The organism is Pseudomonas sp. RHF3.3-3 (assembly GCF_048069595.1).
GTDB lineage: Bacteria > Pseudomonadota > Gammaproteobacteria > Pseudomonadales > Pseudomonadaceae > Aquipseudomonas > Aquipseudomonas fuscovaginae_B.
The window spans coordinates 5732990-5750602 of record NZ_CP182250.1 but is presented as its reverse complement, the minus strand read 5'-3'; the positions used below and the strand labels follow the sequence as shown (position 1 = coordinate 5750602).

The 17613-nt window shown below is 63.5% G+C and carries 15 protein-coding genes; 14 read left to right on the top strand and 1 reads right to left on the bottom strand.

All coding sequences use genetic code 11. The features are described 5' to 3' along the window. The first annotated feature begins 148 nt into the window (after window positions 1–148). The 14 genes from acs to astE all read left to right on the top strand — a co-directional run bounded on the left by acs (window position 149) and on the right by astE (window position 16114). A complete protein-coding gene (gene acs, locus ACMGT0_RS25145; RefSeq protein ID WP_054064777.1) occupies window positions 149–2104 on the top strand; it encodes an acetate--CoA ligase in 1956 nt (651 codons plus the stop codon). Between the two features lie 575 nt (window positions 2105–2679). Then, window positions 2680–3456 (top strand): ABC transporter substrate-binding protein, encoded by a 777-nt coding sequence (locus tag ACMGT0_RS25140; protein ID WP_017902898.1) that lies wholly within the window; start codon window positions 2680–2682, stop codon window positions 3454–3456. An 88-nt stretch (window positions 3457–3544) separates the two neighbouring features. Next, the gene (locus ACMGT0_RS25135; RefSeq protein WP_054058800.1) at window positions 3545–4234 is read left to right on the top strand and encodes an ABC transporter permease; all 690 of its coding nucleotides are present in this window, start codon (window positions 3545–3547) and stop codon (window positions 4232–4234) included. Beyond that, window positions 4231–4929, top strand: coding sequence for an ABC transporter permease (locus tag ACMGT0_RS25130; protein ID WP_054058799.1), 699 nt, complete (start codon window positions 4231–4233; stop codon window positions 4927–4929). Before ACMGT0_RS25135 ends, ACMGT0_RS25130 begins: the two co-directional genes overlap by 4 nt. A 1-nt stretch (window position 4930) precedes the next feature. Next, on the top strand, window positions 4931–6043 hold the full coding sequence (locus tag ACMGT0_RS25125) for a succinylglutamate desuccinylase/aspartoacylase family protein (RefSeq protein WP_273826305.1): 1113 nt from the start codon (window positions 4931–4933) through the stop codon (window positions 6041–6043). A 28-nt stretch (window positions 6044–6071) separates the two neighbouring features. Next, window positions 6072–6836 (top strand): ABC transporter ATP-binding protein, encoded by a 765-nt coding sequence (locus ACMGT0_RS25120; RefSeq protein ID WP_416770253.1) that lies wholly within the window; start codon window positions 6072–6074, stop codon window positions 6834–6836. A 124-nt stretch (window positions 6837–6960) separates the two neighbouring features. Next, entirely contained in the window at window positions 6961–7953 is a 993-nt protein-coding gene (gene argR / locus ACMGT0_RS25115) for a transcriptional regulator ArgR (RefSeq protein ID WP_054058796.1), read from the top strand. 326 nt (window positions 7954–8279) lie between these two features. Continuing rightward, window positions 8280–9500 carry an aspartate aminotransferase family protein gene (locus tag ACMGT0_RS25110; protein WP_273826306.1) on the top strand — a complete coding sequence of 407 codons (1221 nt, stop codon included), beginning with the start codon at window positions 8280–8282 and terminating at the stop codon, window positions 9498–9500. Between the two features lie 139 nt (window positions 9501–9639). Then, window positions 9640–10656, top strand: coding sequence for an arginine/ornithine succinyltransferase subunit alpha (aruF, locus tag ACMGT0_RS25105; RefSeq protein WP_054058794.1), 1017 nt, complete (start codon window positions 9640–9642; stop codon window positions 10654–10656). Between the two features lie 72 nt (window positions 10657–10728). Further along, a complete protein-coding gene (gene astA, locus ACMGT0_RS25100) occupies window positions 10729–11754 on the top strand; it encodes an arginine N-succinyltransferase (protein WP_054058793.1) in 1026 nt (341 codons plus the stop codon). After that, window positions 11751–13217 (top strand): succinylglutamate-semialdehyde dehydrogenase, encoded by a 1467-nt coding sequence (gene astD / locus ACMGT0_RS25095; protein ID WP_192842724.1) that lies wholly within the window; start codon window positions 11751–11753, stop codon window positions 13215–13217. The genes astA and astD overlap by 4 nt, the downstream gene beginning before the upstream one ends. Before the next feature lie 169 nt (window positions 13218–13386). Then, window positions 13387–14733 (top strand): N-succinylarginine dihydrolase, encoded by a 1347-nt coding sequence (gene astB, locus ACMGT0_RS25090; RefSeq protein WP_416770250.1) that lies wholly within the window; start codon window positions 13387–13389, stop codon window positions 14731–14733. Window positions 14734–14798: 65 nt separating this feature from the next. After that, complete coding sequence (locus ACMGT0_RS25085; protein WP_026145011.1) at window positions 14799–15089, top strand: hypothetical protein; 291 nt, start codon at window positions 14799–14801, stop codon at window positions 15087–15089. Between the two features lie 17 nt (window positions 15090–15106). Continuing rightward, complete coding sequence (gene astE / locus ACMGT0_RS25080; protein ID WP_273826307.1) at window positions 15107–16114, top strand: succinylglutamate desuccinylase; 1008 nt, start codon at window positions 15107–15109, stop codon at window positions 16112–16114. Window positions 16115–16121: 7 nt separating this feature from the next. On the opposite strand, the gene ACMGT0_RS25075 is transcribed toward astE, so the two are convergent. Further along, entirely contained in the window at window positions 16122–17570 is a 1449-nt protein-coding gene (locus ACMGT0_RS25075; protein WP_416770247.1) for a M91 family zinc metallopeptidase, read from the bottom strand. Between the last annotated feature and the right edge of the window lie 43 nt (window positions 17571–17613).

The following is a 17613-nucleotide window of genomic DNA, read 5'->3' as shown; positions in this document are numbered from 1 at the left end:
ATCGCCACAGGCCACGTGCTTGAGCCCTGTTGGCGGTATTCACGACGTTTTGTAGGGTTTTGTTACTACCATCGTCGAATGGTCCGGCAGCGTCAGCCCGGCTACAACAGGGCCATAAAACAACAACTATGTCACCGAGGTAAGAAAGATGAGTGCGGCTTCCCTGTACCCCGTTCGCCCTGAGGTTCTGGCCAATACGCTGACCGACGAGGCGACCTACAAGGCGATGTACCAGCAGTCGGTCGTCAACCCTGATGGCTTCTGGCGCGAGCAGGCCAAGCGTCTCGACTGGATCAAGCCTTTCACCACGGTAAAACGGACTTCCTTTGACGATCACCACGTCGATATCAAATGGTTCGCCGACGGCACCCTGAACGTTTCCTATAACTGCCTGGACCGCCATCTGGCCGAGCGCGGCGACCAGGTCGCGATCATCTGGGAAGGCGACGATCCTGCCGACTCGCGCAACATCACCTATCGCGAGCTGCACGAGCAGGTCTGCAAGTTCGCCAACGCCCTGCGTGGCCAGGACGTTCATCGCGGCGACGTGGTGACCATCTACATGCCGATGATTCCCGAAGCCGTGGTGGCCATGCTGGCCTGTGCGCGGATCGGCGCGATCCACTCGGTGGTGTTCGGTGGTTTCTCCCCGGAGGCTCTGGCCGGTCGGATCATCGACTGCCGCTCGAAGGTGGTGATCACCGCCGACGAAGGCGTACGCGCCGGCAAGAAGATCCCGCTCAAGGCCAACGTCGACGATGCCCTGACCAACCCGGAAACCAACAGCATCCAGAAGGTCATCGTGTGCAAGCGCACCGGTGGCGACATCAAGTGGAACCAGCATCGCGACATCTGGTTCGAGGACCTGATGAAAGTGGCGGGCAGCGTCTGCGCGCCCAAGGAGATGGGCGCCGAAGAGGCCCTGTTCATCCTTTATACCTCCGGTTCCACCGGCAAGCCCAAGGGGGTGCAGCACACCAGCGGCGGTTACCTGCTGTATGCGGCCCTGACCCACGAGCGTGTGTTCGACTACCGTCCGGGCGAGATCTACTGGTGCACCGCCGACGTCGGCTGGGTCACCGGCCACAGCTACATTGTCTACGGCCCGCTGGCCAACGGCGCGACCACCGTGCTGTTCGAGGGCGTGCCGAACTATCCGGATATCACCCGGGTGGCGAAGATCGTCGACAAGCACAAGGTCAATATCCTCTACACCGCACCGACGGCGATCCGCGCCATGATGGCCCAGGGTTCGGCCGCAGTCGAAGGCGCCGACGGCAGCAGCCTGCGCCTGCTCGGCTCGGTGGGCGAGCCGATCAACCCGGAAGCCTGGGACTGGTACTACAGGAATGTCGGCAAGTCGCGCTGCCCGATCGTCGATACCTGGTGGCAGACCGAGACCGGCGGCAACATGATGAGCCCGCTGCCGGGGGCCCATGCACTCAAGCCAGGTTCCGCGGCCCGTCCGTTCTTCGGCGTGGTACCGGCGTTGGTGGACAACCTGGGCAACATCATCGAAGGGGCGGCCGAAGGCAACCTGGTGATCCTCGACTCGTGGCCGGGCCAGGCGCGTACCCTGTACGGCGACCATGACCGCTTCGTCGACACCTACTTCAAGACCTTCCGCGGCATGTATTTCACCGGTGACGGTGCGCGCCGCGACGAGGATGGCTACTACTGGATCACCGGCCGTGTCGACGATGTGCTCAACGTCTCCGGCCACCGTATGGGCACCGCCGAAATCGAAAGCGCCATGGTCGCCCATCCGAAAGTCGCCGAAGCGGCCGTGGTGGGGGTGCCGCACGATATCAAGGGGCAGGGCATCTACGTCTATGTCACCCTCAACAGTGGCGAGGAGCCGAGCGAAGCGCTGCGCCTGGAACTGAAGAACTGGGTACGCCGCGAGATCGGACCGATCGCTTCGCCGGATGTCATCCAATGGGCGCCGGGCCTGCCCAAGACCCGTTCGGGGAAAATCATGCGCCGTATCCTGCGCAAGATCGCCACGGCGGAATACGATGGCCTGGGTGATATCTCGACCCTGGCAGACCCGAGCGTGGTGCAGCACCTGATCGACACCCACAAGACCATGAACGTCGCCTAAGGCTGCCCAGGCACAGAAGGCCCCGTCCGGCGATGAGCCGGGCGGGGCTTTTTCATTCTGGAGGAGGGCTATCGGATGGGTGATTGAAAAGAGATAAATATCGGTTTTTGTCGTGGGACGTTTCTTCTTGTTACCCATGCACTGCGAAGTAACCAAATATGTCACCTGTCGCCCGCATTCGGGGCATAGGGAAACGCTTTTGCCCGATTTCGGCTGACGATATCGGTCGAAAAGAGCCTCGTCGCACACCGCGCTTGCCGTAATAGAAGGCTTTGCGAATAATAGGCCCGCAATTTGCAGCGTAGATCGGTTGCCTTTCTTTTGCCCTTGCATGAATTTCAAGGGCTGTCAATGTGCCGGGTCGGCATTCTCGATGCTTCTGTAATTACTTGTCGCATTGAGGAAATATCGACTTCGGGCCTGTCGTTAGAATGCCGATCACTCGCTGGTCGTTGTGCATGGACCGCCGCCCAATCGGCCCTCGCAGGACGCGGCGCCGTAATCCCTGTTCACCCTTCGCATATTGGGCTCGCGCTCACTCTGCCGTTTTTGCCCTTTACCGATGGAGTCCTAAGATGAAGAAACTCGTGCTTCTTGGCGCCCTGGCACTGTCCGTGCTGTCGCTGCCTACATTCGCCGATGAAAAGCCTCTGAAAATTGGTATCGAAGCGGCCTACCCTCCATTCGCCTCGAAGGCCCCGGACGGCAGCATCGTCGGTTTCGACTACGACATCGGCAACGCCCTGTGCGAAGAGATGAAGGTCAAATGTGTCTGGGTCGAGCAGGAGTTCGATGGCCTGATCCCGGCGCTGAAGGTCCGCAAGATCGACGCGATCCTGTCGTCCATGTCGATCACCGACGATCGCAAGAAGTCCGTCGACTTCACCAACAAGTACTACAACACCCCGGCCCGCCTGGTCATGAAGGAAGGCACCGTGGTCAGCGACAGCCTGGTCGAGCTCAAGGGCAAGAAGATCGGCGTGCAGCGTGGCTCGATCCACAATCGTTTCGCCGAGGAAGTGCTCAAGCCGCTGGGTGCCGAAGTCAAGCCGTACGGTTCGCAGAACGAGATCTACCTGGACGTGGAAGCCGGTCGCCTGGACGGCACCGTGGCTGATGCCACCCTGCTGCAGGACGGTTTCCTGAAGACCGACGCCGGCAAGGGTTTCGCTTTCGTGGGGCCGCAGTTCACCGACGTCAAATACTTCGGTGACGGCGTAGGTATCGCCGTGCGCAAGGGTGACAAGGCCGATCTGGACAAGATCAACGCCGCCATCGCCGCGATCCGTGCCAACGGCAAGTACAAGCAGATCCAGGACAAGTACTTCGACTTCGATATTTACGGCAAGTAAATCTCGCCAGCTCGTCCGAAATGGCGCAAGCAACAGGATCCCTGCGGTTTGCGCCATTTTTTCATCCCAATTTTCGAGGACCTGAATCATGTTGAAAGGCTACGGGGCTGTCATCCTCGATGGCGCTTGGCTGACGCTTCAGCTCGCCTTGTCGTCCATGGCCCTGGCCATTGTTCTGGGTTTGATCGGGGTGGCGCTGCGCCTGTCGCCGGTACGCTGGCTGGCCCGGCTCGGTGACCTGTACGCCACCGTGATCCGTGGTATCCCCGACCTGGTGCTGATCCTGCTGATCTTCTACGGCGGCCAGGATCTGATCAACCGAGTCGCGCCGCTGCTCGGTTATGACGACTATATCGATCTCAATCCGCTGGTCGCCGGTATCGGTACGCTGGGTTTCATTTTCGGCGCCTACCTGTCGGAAACCTTCCGCGGTGCCTTCATGGCGATCCCCAAGGGGCAGGCCGAAGCCGGCATGGCCTACGGGATGAGTAGCCTGCAGGTGTTCTTCCGGGTGCTGGTGCCGCAGATGATCCGCCTGGCGATCCCCGGCTTCACCAACAACTGGCTGGTGTTGACCAAGGCGACCGCGCTGATTTCCGTGGTCGGCCTGCAGGACATGATGTTCAAGGCCAAGCAGGCGGCGGATGCCACCCGTGAGCCTTTCACCTTCTTTCTTGCAGTGGCGGCGATGTACCTGGTGATCACCAGTGTCTCGTTGCTGGCACTGCGTCACCTCGAGAAGCGCTACTCGGTAGGCGTAAGGGCGGCTGATCTATGATCTTCGACTACAACGTCGTCTGGGAAGCCATGCCGCTGTACCTCGGCGGCCTGCTGACCACTCTGAAACTGCTGGCCCTGTCGCTGTTTTTCGGCCTGCTGGTGGCGGTACCGCTGGGGCTGATGCGGGTCTCCAAACAGCCGCTGGTCAACGGTGCGGCCTGGCTCTACACCTACGTGATTCGTGGTACGCCGATGCTGGTGCAACTGTTCCTGATCTACTACGGTCTGGCCCAGTTCGAAGTGGTGCGCGAAAGCTTCCTCTGGCCATGGCTGTCGAGCGCGACCTTCTGCGCCTGCCTGGCCTTTGCCATCAACACCAGCGCCTACACCGCCGAAATCATCGCCGGCAGCCTCAAGGCTACGCCCAATGGCGAGATCGAGGCGGCCAAGGCGGTCGGCATGTCCCGCTACAAGATGTATCGGCGCATTCTGCTGCCGTCGGCCCTGCGTCGGGCGCTGCCGCAGTACAGCAACGAAGTGATCATGATGCTGCAGACCACCAGCCTGGCCTCCATCGTGACGCTGATCGACATCACCGGTGCCGCCCGTACCGTCAACGCCCAGTATTACCTGCCGTTCGAGGCCTACATCACCGCGGGTGTGTTCTACCTGTGCCTGACCTTCATCCTGGTGCGCCTGTTCAAGCTGGCCGAGCGCCGCTGGCTGAGCTACCTGGCTCCACGGAAGCATTGAGATGGAACGTATCGATCATTCGCTGCCCTGGGGCAGCCTGGGTACCGAGCGTCGGTTGTCGGTGTTCCGTTTCGGCAGCGGTGAACGCAAGGCCTATATCCAGGCCAGCCTGCATGCCGACGAACTGCCGGGCATGCGTACCGCCTGGGAGTTGAAGAAGCGCCTCGCCGAGCTGGAGGCCCGCGGGGCCCTGAAGGGCGTCGTCGAGCTGGTCCCGGTCGCCAACCCGATTGGGCTTGGCCAGTTGCTGCAAGGCAATCACCAGGGGCGCTTCGAGTACTCCAGCGGCAAGAATTTCAACCGCGATTTCGTCGAGCTGAGCGAGCCGGTCGCGGCGCTGGTCGATGGTCGACTGGGTGACGACCCCCACGCCAACGTGCAGGTGATTCGCCAGGCCATGCGCGATGTGCTGGCCGCGTTGCCGCCGGCTGACAGCCCGTTGCAGGGCATGCAGCGGATTCTGCTCGGCCACGCCTGTGATGCCGACATCGTGCTGGACCTGCATTGCGACTGCGAGGCGGCACTGCACCTGTATGCGCTGCCGCAGCACTGGCCGCAATGGCGCTCGCTGGCCGCGCACCTGAATGTGCGGGTGGCGCTGGTGGCGGAGGACTCCGGCGGCACCTCGTTCGACGAGGCCTGTTCGCTGCCCTGGCTGCGCCTGTCGCGGCGCTTCCCGCAGGCCGCGATTCCCCTGGCGGGGATGTCCACCACCATCGAACTGGGCGGCCAGGCCGATACCGGGCCGGACGCGGCGGTGGCCCATGCCGAAGGCATCCTGGCATTCCTGGCCGAGCAGGGGCTGATCGACGGCGAGTGGCCGGCGGCGCAGCACCAAGCCTGCGAGGCCATGCCGTTCGAAGGCACCGAGTTGCTCTACGCGCCCCATCCCGGTGTCGTCAGCTACCTGTGCCCGGTGGGCAGTTGGGTGGAGCCCGGCGAACCCTTGTTCGAAGTGATCGATCCCTTGTCCGACCGGGTCAGCACCGTCCGTGCCGGCACGGCCGGTGTGCTGTTTGCCGTTGAACGGCTGCGTTACGCCCAACCCTCGATCTGGCTGGCCAAGGTGGCGGGGCGCGAGCCCCTGCGCCACGGGCGCCTGCTCAGCGACTGACCTGACTGTTTTCGTGAGAACCGACCGCATGTACAAGCTTGAAGTCCAAGACCTGCATAAACGCTATGGCAGTCACGAAGTGCTCAAGGGCGTGTCCCTGGCGGCCCAGGCTGGCGATGTGATCAGCATCATCGGCTCCAGTGGCTCCGGCAAGAGTACCTTCCTGCGCTGCATCAACCTGCTGGAGCAGCCGCACGCCGGACGTATCCTGCTCAACAACGAAGAGCTCAAGCTCGTCGCGAACAAGGACGGCGCCATGAAGGCCGCCGATCCCAAGCAGTTGCAGCGCATGCGCTCGCGGCTGTCGATGGTGTTCCAGCACTTCAACCTGTGGTCGCACATGACCGCGCTGGAAAACATCATCGAAGCGCCCGTGCACGTGCTGGGCGTGTCGAAGAAGGAAGCGCTGGAGAAGGCCGAGCACTACCTGAACAAGGTGGGCGTGGCACACCGCAAGGACGCCTATCCGGGGCACATGTCCGGCGGCGAGCAGCAGCGCGTGGCGATTGCCCGGGCGCTGGCGATGGAACCGGAAGTGATGCTGTTCGACGAGCCGACCTCGGCTCTCGACCCGGAACTGGTCGGTGACGTGCTGAAGGTCATGCAGTCCCTGGCCCAGGAAGGCCGGACCATGGTTGTGGTGACCCACGAAATGGGCTTTGCCCGTGAAGTCTCCAACCAGTTGGTGTTCCTGCACAAGGGGCTGGTGGAGGAGCGCGGCGATCCTCGCGAGGTGCTGGTCAATCCGCAATCCGAGCGTCTGCAGCAATTTTTGTCGGGCAGCCTGAAATAGTCGTCGCTTTTTCTGCTGCCACTGTGCACCAAAATAGGTCATTCTGCGCGCCGTGTGCGGCCTGGTCTACTTTGATGAGGTCGTTCCCGGCCTTTAACCCTGTTCTGCTTTCGGATTGCACGCCATGACTGCCCATCGAATTGGTTTCCTGATTTGGCCCGGCACTAAAGCCTTGACGCTGGCGCTGGCCGAGGAGGCCTTGCGTGTCGCCCAGCGCGTGCATCCGGAAGTGATCTACGAGCTGTCGTTCCTGCAGGCCGAGACACCGGCGCAAGGTGCTGCCGCGGCGGCCTGGCAATTGCCGGGGGAGCCCTGGGCTGGACAGCTCGAGGGCTGCCAGAAACTGTTCCTGCTGGCTGACGAACCACCGGCCGCGCTGGCGCCAGCCCTGGCCAGTGCCCTCAAGCAACTGGTGCGTTCCGGTTGCATGATCGGCGGATTGTCCGCCGGGGTCTATCCACTGGCCCAACTGGGACTGCTCGATGGATACCGCGCCGCGGTGCACTGGCGTTGGCAGGACGACTTCGCCGAGCGCTTCCCCAAGGTGATCGCCACCAGCCATCTGTTCGACTGGGATCGTGACCGTCTGACGGCCTGTGGTGGCATGTCGGTGCTGGACCTGCTGTTGGCGGTGCTGGCCCGGGATCACGGTGCCGAGCTGGCCGGTGCGGTGTCCGAGGAGCTGGTGGTCGAGCGCATTCGCGAGGGCGGCGAGCGCCAGCGTATTCCCTTGCAGAATCGCCTGGGTTCCAGCCATCCGAAGCTGACCCAGGCGGTATTGCTGATGGAAGCCAATATCGAAGAGCCGCTGACCACCGACGAAATCGCCCAGCATGTCTGCGTGTCCCGCCGGCAACTGGAGCGGATCTTCAAGCAGTACCTCAATCGCGTCCCCAGCCAGTACTACCTGGAGCTGCGTCTGAACAAGGCCCGGCAGATGCTGATGCAGACCAGCAAGTCGATCATCCAGATCGGCCTGTCCTGCGGTTTCTCCTCGGGGCCGCATTTCTCCAGTGCCTACCGCAACTTCTTCGGCGCCACGCCGCGGGAGGATCGCAATCAGCGGCGCAGCAGCAGCCCGTTCGAGCTGTCCTCCGTCCCCGCCGAGCGCGGCTGAGCCCCGCTATCGGCATCGCTGTGCTGGCGATTGCCCTCCCGCTGACCGGATGGGCCGTCCATCCGGATTCCCGGCATTTTTCTAAAAATCACGTCGCAGGGTTCGTCAGTCGAAAATCTCCTCGTCGCGACTCTGCATGAAAAGCCTCTCACCGTTTAAACTGCGCCTTTGCGAAGCTATTTGTCGCATTGCCGAAAACCCCGGCAAAACCCGGTTTGGCGCTATAAGAAGTTGTCGCTTGGCGGCAAGGCCGGACCGAAATCTGTCCTTACAATCCCCCCATCGCTCGCCAGTTTCAGGCAGGCGTTCCTCTTCAGGAGACTCCGATGTCCGTTGAGCAAGCTCCGGTGCAACGCGCCGATTTCGACCAGGTAATGGTTCCCAACTACGCACCTGCGGCTTTCATTCCCGTGCGTGGTGCCGGTTCCCGAGTGTGGGACCAGTCCGGTCGTGAGCTGATCGATTTTGCCGGTGGGATTGCGGTGAACGTCCTGGGCCACGCGCATCCGGCGCTGGTCGGGGCCCTGACCGAGCAGGCCAACAACCTGTGGCACGTCTCCAACGTGTTCACCAACGAGCCGGCCCTGCGCCTGGCCAGGAAGCTGGTGGACGCGACCTTTGCCGAACGCGTGTTCTTCTGCAACTCCGGCGCCGAAGCCAACGAGGCCGCCTTCAAGCTGGCCCGTCGCGTGGCGTTCGACCGTTTCGGCGAGGAAAAGTACGAGATCATCGCGGCGCTCAACAGCTTCCACGGCCGTACCCTGTTCACCGTGAACGTCGGTGGTCAGTCGAAGTACTCCGATGGCTTCGGCCCGAAGATCACCGGTATCACCCATGTACCGTACAACGACCTGGCGGCACTGAAGGCCGCGGTTTCGGACAAGACCTGTGCCGTGGTCCTGGAACCGATCCAGGGCGAGGGCGGCGTGCTGCCGGCCGAGCTGTCCTATCTGCAGGGTGCCCGCGAGCTGTGCGACCAGCACAACGCGCTGCTGGTGTTCGATGAAGTGCAGAGCGGCATGGGCCGGACCGGCAAGCTGTTCGCCTACATGCAGTACGGCGTGACCCCGGACATCCTCACCAGCGCCAAGAGCCTGGGCGGTGGTTTCCCGATTGCCGCCATGCTCACCACCGAGGCGCTGGCCAAGCACCTGGTGGTCGGCACCCACGGCACCACCTACGGTGGCAACCCGCTGGCATGTGCCGTCGGCAACGCGGTGGTCGATGTGATCAACACACCTGAAGTGCTCAATGGCGTTGCTGCCAAGCACGACGCGTTCAAGACCCGCCTGGAGCAGATCGGCGCCAAGTACGGCCTGTTCACCCAGGTCCGTGGCATGGGCCTGCTGCTCGGCTGCGTACTGGCCGATGCCTGGAAAGGCAAGGCCAAGGATGTGTTCAACGCTGCCGAACAGGAGAATCTGATGATCCTGCAGGCCGGCCCGGACGTGGTGCGCTTTGCGCCAAGCCTGGTAGTCGAGGACGCCGATATCCGCGAAGGCCTGGACCGTTTCGAGCGTGCTGTCGCCAAGCTGACCCAGGCCTGATCGGCCGAGTGCTGGCAATTGCGTCGTCGTGCCGGTCGGCCGGCGACGGACAGATTATTCCTGTGCCGGGCATGCCCGGCATTTTTTTCCCTGCGCCGGCGCTGTCGCCGGCCTGTTCTTCAAGTTAAGGAGTGACACCATGCTGGTGATGCGCCCCGCGCAAATGGCTGACCTGGACGAGGTACGGCGTCTGGCCGCCGACAGCCCCATTGGTGTCACTTCCCTGCCGGATGACGAGGATCGACTGCGCGACAAGATCGCCGCCAGCGAAGCGTCGTTCGCCGCCGAGGTCAGCTTCAACGGCGAGGAAAGCTATTTCTTCGTGCTCGAGGACACCGATACCGGCAAGCTCGCCGGCTGCTCGGCGATCGTTGCCTCGGCCGGCTACTCGGAGCCTTTCTACAGTTTCCGCAACGAGACCTTCGTGCACGCCTCCCGCGAGCTGAAGATCCACAACAAGATCCACGTGCTCTCGCAGTGCCACGACCTGACCGGCAACAGCCTGCTGACCAGCTTCTACGTGGTACCGGAACTGGTGGGCTCGGCCTGGTCCGAACTCAACTCCCGCGGGCGCCTGTTGTTCGTGGCCAGCCATCCGGAGCGTTTTGCCGACTCGGTGGTGACCGAGATCGTCGGCTACAGCGATGAAAATGGCGACTCGCCGTTCTGGGACGCCATCGGTCGCAACTTCTTCGACCTGAACTACGCCGAGGCCGAGCGCCTTTGCGGGCTCAAGAGCCGGACCTTTCTCGCCGAGCTGATGCCGCATTATCCGATCTATGTGCCGCTGCTGCCGGACGCCGCCCAGGAAGCCATGGGCCAGGTGCATCCGCGGGCACAGATCACCTTCGACATCCTGATGCGCGAAGGTTTCGAGACCGATCACTACATCGATATCTTCGACGGCGGTCCGACCCTGCATGCGCGGGTCAGCGGCATCCGTTCGATCGCCCAGAGCCGCGTGGTGCCGGTGAAGGTCGGTGATACCGGCAATCCCGGTCGCCAATACCTGGTCTCCAATGGCCAGCTCCAGGATTACCGTGCGGTGCTGCTGGAGCTCGACTATGCCCCTGGCAAGCCGGTGACCCTGGATCAGGAAGCGGCCGAGGCCCTGGGTGTCGGCGAAGGTGGCAGCGTGCGCCTGGTGGCGGTCTGACGCCGGTATCGAAAGCAGCCTTACAGCGAGTTTCGCGGGAGCCGCCAGGCGGTGCCCGTTTGAGGAGATAGCATGATCGTTCGTCCCGTACGCAGCAGCGATTTACCCGCTCTGATCGACCTGGCCCGCAGCACCGGTACCGGCCTGACCACCTTGCCAGCCAACGAGGCGCGGCTGGCCCACCGTGTCGGCTGGGCGGAGAAAACCTTCCGTGGCGAAGCCGGGCGTGGCGATGCGGACTACCTGTTCGTGCTCGAAGACGACAACGGCCGGGTCGTCGGTATCTCGGCGATCGCCGGGGCCGTCGGCCTGCGCGAGCCCTGGTACAACTTCCGCGTCGGCCTGACCGTCAGCGCCTCCCAGGAGCTGAACATCTACCGCGAGATTCCGACGCTGTTCCTGGCCAATGACCTGACCGGCAACTCCGAGCTGTGTTCGCTGTTCCTGCATGCCGATTATCGCAGCGGCCTCAACGGGCGCATGCTGGCCAAGGCGCGGATGCTGTTCATCGCCGAGTTCCCGCAACTGTTCGGGCAGAAGATCATTGCCGAGATGCGTGGCATGTCCGACGAGGACGGGCGTTCGCCATTCTGGGAAAGCCTGGGGCGGCACTTCTTCAAGATGGAGTTCAGCCAGGCCGACTACCTGACCGGCGTCGGCAACAAGGCGTTCATTGCCGAACTGATGCCGAAATTCCCGCTGTACACCTGCTTCCTTTCCGAAGGCGCGCGGGCGGTGATCGGCAAGGTGCACACCGATACCGAACCGGCCCTGTCGATGCTCAGGAGCGAAGGCTTCAGCTACCAGGGCTACGTCGACATTTTCGACGCCGGCCCGGCGGTGGAGTGCGAGACCGGCAAGATCCGTGCGGTACGCGACAGCCAGGCGCTGGTGCTGGCCATCGGTACGCCAGGTGACGACGCCACGCCGTTCCTGATTCACAACCGCAAGTGCGAAGACTGCCGCATCACGGCCGCTCCCGCCCGGTTGGCGGCGGGCACCCTGGTGGTCGATCCGCTGACCGCCAAACGTCTTCAATTGAGTGCGGGCGATTCGGTCCGCGCCGTAGCGCTATCCGCTTCCCGGGAGTCGAAATAATGAGCACGCTTTACATCGCAGGCCAATGGCACGCTGGCCAGGGCGAGGCCTTCGAATCGCTGAACCCGGTGACCCAGCAGGTGTTGTGGAGCGGCAACGGCGCCAGCGCGGCGCAGGTCGAGCAGGCCGTGCAGGTTGCCCGTGAGGCTTTCCCGGCCTGGGCGCAACGCAGCCTGGATGAACGCATCGTCGTGCTCGAAGCCTTTGCCGCCAGCCTGAAAGGGCATGCTGACGAACTGGCCCGCTGCATCGGCGAGGAAACCGGCAAGCCACTGTGGGAAGCGGCCACCGAAGTGACCAGCATGGTCAACAAGATCGCCATTTCGATCCAGAGCTATCGTGAGCGCACGGGCGAGAAAAGCGGCCCGCTGGGCGATGCCAGCGCGGTGTTGCGCCACAAACCCCACGGCGTGGTGGCGGTGTTCGGCCCGTACAACTTCCCTGGGCATCTGCCCAACGGGCATATCGTCCCGGCGTTGCTGGCCGGTAACAGCGTGTTGTTCAAACCGAGCGAGCTGACCCCGAAGGTGGCCGAGCTGACGGTCAAGTGCTGGATCGAGGCCGGGCTGCCGGCGGGTGTGTTGAACCTGCTGCAGGGGGCCCGCGAGACCGGTATCGCCTTGGCGGGCAACCCGGGGATCGACGGCCTGTTCTTCACCGGTTCCAGCCGTACCGGCAATCACCTGCACCAGCAGTTCGCCGGGCGCCCGGACAAGATCCTCGCCCTGGAAATGGGCGGTAACAACCCGCTGGTGGTGGATCAGGTCGAAGACCTGGATGCGGCGGTCTACACCATCATCCAGTCGGCGTTCATCTCCGCCGGCCAGCGCTGCACCTGTGCCCGTCGCCTGCTGGTACCGGCAGGGGCCTGGGGCGACCAGTTGCTGGCGCGACTGGTCGAGGTCAGCGGCAACATCGAGGTCGGCGCGTTCGACCGGCAGCCGGCGCCTTTCATGGGCTCGGTGATCTCCCTGGCGGCGGCGCGGGCGTTGATGGAGGCCCAGGCGAACCTGTTGGCCAACGGTGCCGTGGCGCTGCTGGCGATGACCCAGCCACAAGCCGGTGCCGCACTGCTGACGCCCGGCATTCTCGATGTGACGGCGGTGAGCGGGCGTCCGGACGAAGAGTTCTTCGGGCCGTTGCTGCAGGTGATTCGCTACAGCGGGTTCGATGCAGCGATCGCCGAAGCGAACAACACCCAGTTCGGCCTGGCGGCGGGCCTGCTGTCCGATTCCGAGGAGCGTTACCGGCAGTTCTGGCTGCAGAGCCGGGCCGGGATCGTCAACTGGAACAAACAGCTGACCGGCGCCGCGAGCAGCGCGCCGTTCGGCGGAGTAGGGGCCTCGGGCAACCATCGCGCCAGTGCCTACTACGCGGCGGACTATTGCGCGTACCCGGTGGCTTCGCTGGAGACGCCGAGCCTGGTGGTGCCGGCGAGCCTGACGCCGGGTGTGAAACTTTGAATCGCGTGGGGCCTGCGGGCCCCGTTCGCGGGCAAGCCCGCTCCCACAGGCCGGGTGTCCGGCCTCGCCCTCGCGAGTGGCCTGGGCTTGCTGGCGATCACCAGACCGCGTTCGCCATCCACCGCATTACCTGATGTCTATAACAACAGATTTTCCTGGAGCCTCGCCGATGAAATCCTTTGAAGTCAATTTTGACGGTCTTGTAGGCCCTACCCACAACTACGGCGGCCTGTCCTATGGCAACGTCGCCTCCCAGAGTAACAGCCAGCAGGCTTCCAACCCGAAGGAAGCGGCCCTGCAAGGCCTGGCGAAGATGAAGGCGTTGATGGAGATGGGCTTCGTCCAGGGCGTGCTTGCACCCCAGGAGCGTCCGGACGTTGCCGCCCTGCGCCGACTCGGTTTCGCCGGCAGCGATGCCCAGGTGATCGAACAGGCCGCGAAGCAGGCCATGCCGCTGCTGGTCGCCAGTTGCTCGGCGTCGAGCATGTGGGTGGCCAACGCCGGTACTGTCAGCCCGAGCGCCGACACGGCCGATGGGCGTGTGCATTTCACCGCGGCCAACCTCAACTGCAAGTACCATCGCAGCATCGAACACCCGACCACCAGCCGTGTGCTGGGGGCGATGTTCGCCGACGACAGATACTTTGCCCATCACGCCGCCTTGCCGGCCGTTGCCCAGTTCGGTGACGAGGGGGCGGCCAACCATACGCGCTTCTGCCGTGAGTACGGCGAAGCCGGCGTCGAGTTCTTCGTGTTCGGCCGCAGTGCGTTCGACACCCGCTACCCGACGCCACAGAAATACCCGGCCCGCCAGACCCTCGAAGCGTCGCAGGCGGTCGCCCGCCTGCACGGCCTGAGCGATGACGGCGTGGTCTATGCCCAGCAGAACCCGGCGGTGATCGACCAGGGGGTATTCCACAACGATGTGATTGCGGTGGGCAACGGCGAGGTGCTGTTCTACCACGAGGACGCGTTCCTCGACACCGACCGGGTGCTCGCCGAGCTGCGGGACAAATTGGCCCGGCGCGGCGGCAACTTCCAGGCGATCTGCGTGCCGCGTGCCCAGGTGACGGTGGAAGATGCGGTGCGCTCCTACCTGTTCAACAGCCAACTGCTCAGCCGCGCCGATGGCAGCATGATGCTGATCGTGCCGGAGGAGTGCCGCAAGAACGAGCGCGTCTGGCAATACTTGCAGGGCCTGACTGCTGCCGGTGGGCGGGTGCGCGAGGTGAAGGTCTTCGACCTCAAGCAGAGCATGCAGAACGGCGGCGGGCCGGCGTGCCTGCGTTTGCGGGTCGCGCTGAAGGAATCCGAGCTGGCGGCGGTCAACCCAGGGGTTATCATGACCGCGCCGTTGTACGACACGCTGACCCAATGGGTCGAAAGGCACTACCGCGACGCCCTGCGCGAAAGCGATCTGGCCGATCCGCAGTTGTTGCTCGAGTGCCGGACGGCGCTGGATGAACTGACGCAAATCCTTAAACTGGGCGCGGTTTATCCATTCCAGATCAATTGAAAGCGTGAGCCTGGCCTTCAGTGCAAGGCCAGGTGCGCGACTTTTCTCCAGATGAGAGCACGAACATGAGCGATACCCCCCTGCAGTTGATTCTCGAAGACACCGATGGCGCTCAACTACAAACTTCCTGCACGCGTTTTGCCGTGATCTGGCAGGGCAAGGAAGTGTGGATCCAGCAGGACGGTCGTGGTCAGTTGCTGATCGGTGTCGATGTCGAAGAAGGCGATACCGAGTATGCCAACCTGCTGCTGCGGCCATTGGCGACTAATCTTGTAAGCCTGCAACTGGAGATGGAACCGGCCGACGTTGGCGACGACGATCACGTGCACGGTCCCGACTGCAATCACGATCACTGATCAAGGAACACCGCGCTATGCTCGCCCTCGGCAAACTGCTTGAACTGACCCTCGCCGGTCGTGAACCGGCGGAGAAGACTCAACTGACGGTCGAAGGCGTGCGGATGCGCTGGCTGAGTGAGGGCGCGCTGGAGGTGCGGCCTCCCCAGGGGCGGGACAACGGGCTGGATCTGCTGCTGTCCGCCGGTATCCACGGTAACGAGACCGCGCCGATCGAACTGCTCGATCGCCTGTTGCACGATATTGCCCGCGGCGACCTCAAGCCTCGGGCACGCATTCTGTTCCTGTTCGGCAACCCGGAGGCGATGCGCCGCGGCGAGCGTTATATCGAGCAGGACATCAACCGGCTGTTCAATGGTCGCCATGAACAGAGCAGCGGCAACGAGGCGTTGCGGGCCTGCGAGCTGGAGCGGTTGGCGGCGAGCTTTTTCAGCGTGGCCGATCGCAGCCGCCTGCACTACGACCTGCATACCGCGATTCGCGGCTCGAAGATCGAGCAGTTCGCGCTCTATCCCTACAAGGAAGGGCGTGCGCACTCGCGTCAGGAGCTGGCGCGACTGCAGGCCAGCGGGATCAGCGCAGTGCTGCTGCAGAACAAGCCTTCTATCGTCTTCAGCAGCTACACCTACGACAAGCTCGGGGCCGAGGCCTTCACCCTGGAGCTGGGCAAGGCCCGGCCGTTCGGGCAGAACCAGGGCGTCGATGTGTCGCGCCTGGAGCTGCGCCTCAAGCAGCTCATCGAGGGCAGCGAGCCGGACACCGAGCAGCGGCTCGACGGCCTGCAACTGTTCAGCGTGGCGCGGGAGGTCATCAAGCACAGCGATGCCTTCCTGCTGCACCTGCCGGCGGATATCGAGAACTTCTCGCCACTGCCCAAGGGTTACCTGCTGGCCGAGGACCTGGCGGGCAGCCGGTGGGTGGTGGAGGAGGACGAGGCGCGGATCATTTTCCCCAACCCGAAGGTGAAGAACGGCCTGCGCGCGGGGATCCTGGTGGTCCCGTCCGGTAGCGAACAGTTGGCCTGACGCCTGCTCAGTCCTCCCGGTACTGTTTACGTGGCGGGATGCCGAATTCCCTACGCAAGCCGTTTTCGCTGAAGGCCTCGGGATTGCTGCTCAGGGGATCGGGGTGGCCGGCGAACGGGAACGAGGCCCCCTGGATGTTCAGCCCGACGGCCTGCAACTCGAGGTTGGGGATTGCATGGCGGGGTCTGTCGCCATCGATGCCATCCGCACTCATCCCGGGAAACATCGTGCCGGTCACGTAGTTATAGGCATGGCACAGCTCGTGATACAGGTGCACGATACTGGTGACCTCGCCCTTGAGAAACGACGGGTCGTAGTAGACCTGGCAACCGTCGCTCGGTGGTGCGGCCTGGCCGTTTTCGATGAACGGGTAGTCCTGCCCCGGGTGATTCGGAACGCACATGCCGTTTTCCTCTTCACTCAGTTCCCTGACCACGACGGGAATTCCGCTTCTTTCCCGGGCCTGGCCCAGGGCGTCGAGCAGTTGGCGGCCATTTTCCGAGCCCAGCAGCAACCTGAGATCGTCGTTGACCCGCTCCTGGAACTGCGCCGAGCCTTCGACGACCACGCCGCAGCTGTCCAGGTCCTTGGCGGCGATGATGACGCCGGGATCTTCAAGACGGCTGGGTGGTGCTGTTTCAGCGGCGGAGTAGGCATTGAACAACCGAACATCCGGCCTGAGGTCGTCGACGATGTCGGTTCCCGTTCCGGTGTAGGCGGTGGTGCGGGCGGCTCCGGAAACGAGGTGGTCGTCACCATCGGAGCCGCTGAGCACGCTGTGGCCGGTGCCGCCCTGTAACAGGTCGTCGCCCTGGCCGCCGTCGAGGAAGCAGGAGCCTTTGCCCCCGATCAAGGTATCCCGCCCCTGGCCGCCGTAGGCGGTGATGGCGCCGCTACCCAGGGCCCTGACCAGATCGTCGCCGACGCCGGCCTCGACATAGCTGGCGCCGCTGCGGGTGAAAACCCGGTCGTTGCCGGCGCCTGCGTTGACCTTGGTGAAGCCGCCGCCAGCCACGACCAGGTCGTTTCCCTCTGCCGAATCGATGAAGACCGTGGTCTTGACCGCGTCGTCCACCCTGATGCGGTCATCGCCTGCCTGCGTGCGCAGGACGATCACCTGGGTGTCCGACGCCAGGTCGAGGTGATAGCGCCGCTCGTTGATGTCGATGATCAGGTGATCGGTCCGGTAGAGATGGATGTGGTCGTCGTCGTTGCCGCTGGTGAAGACCAGATGGTCGGTCGGGCCGCGATAGCTGGGCGGCGCCTGCAATCTGTGGCGTTCGATCAGGACGTTGGTGTCCTGGTGAACCGAGTGCACCTGCAGGCTCCTCTCATCGTCCGGGTATTGCCGCAGAGGGGTGATGGTGGGCGTGTCGGTTTCAGTATTGCCGTCGATCCGGTACTCATGCTCGGGCGCGACGGCCGGGGTCGGGTTCAGGCTGGACAAATCATTCATGGGGCCTCCGTGGGCGTTGGGTCTCGATAGCGCTGAACAAGGC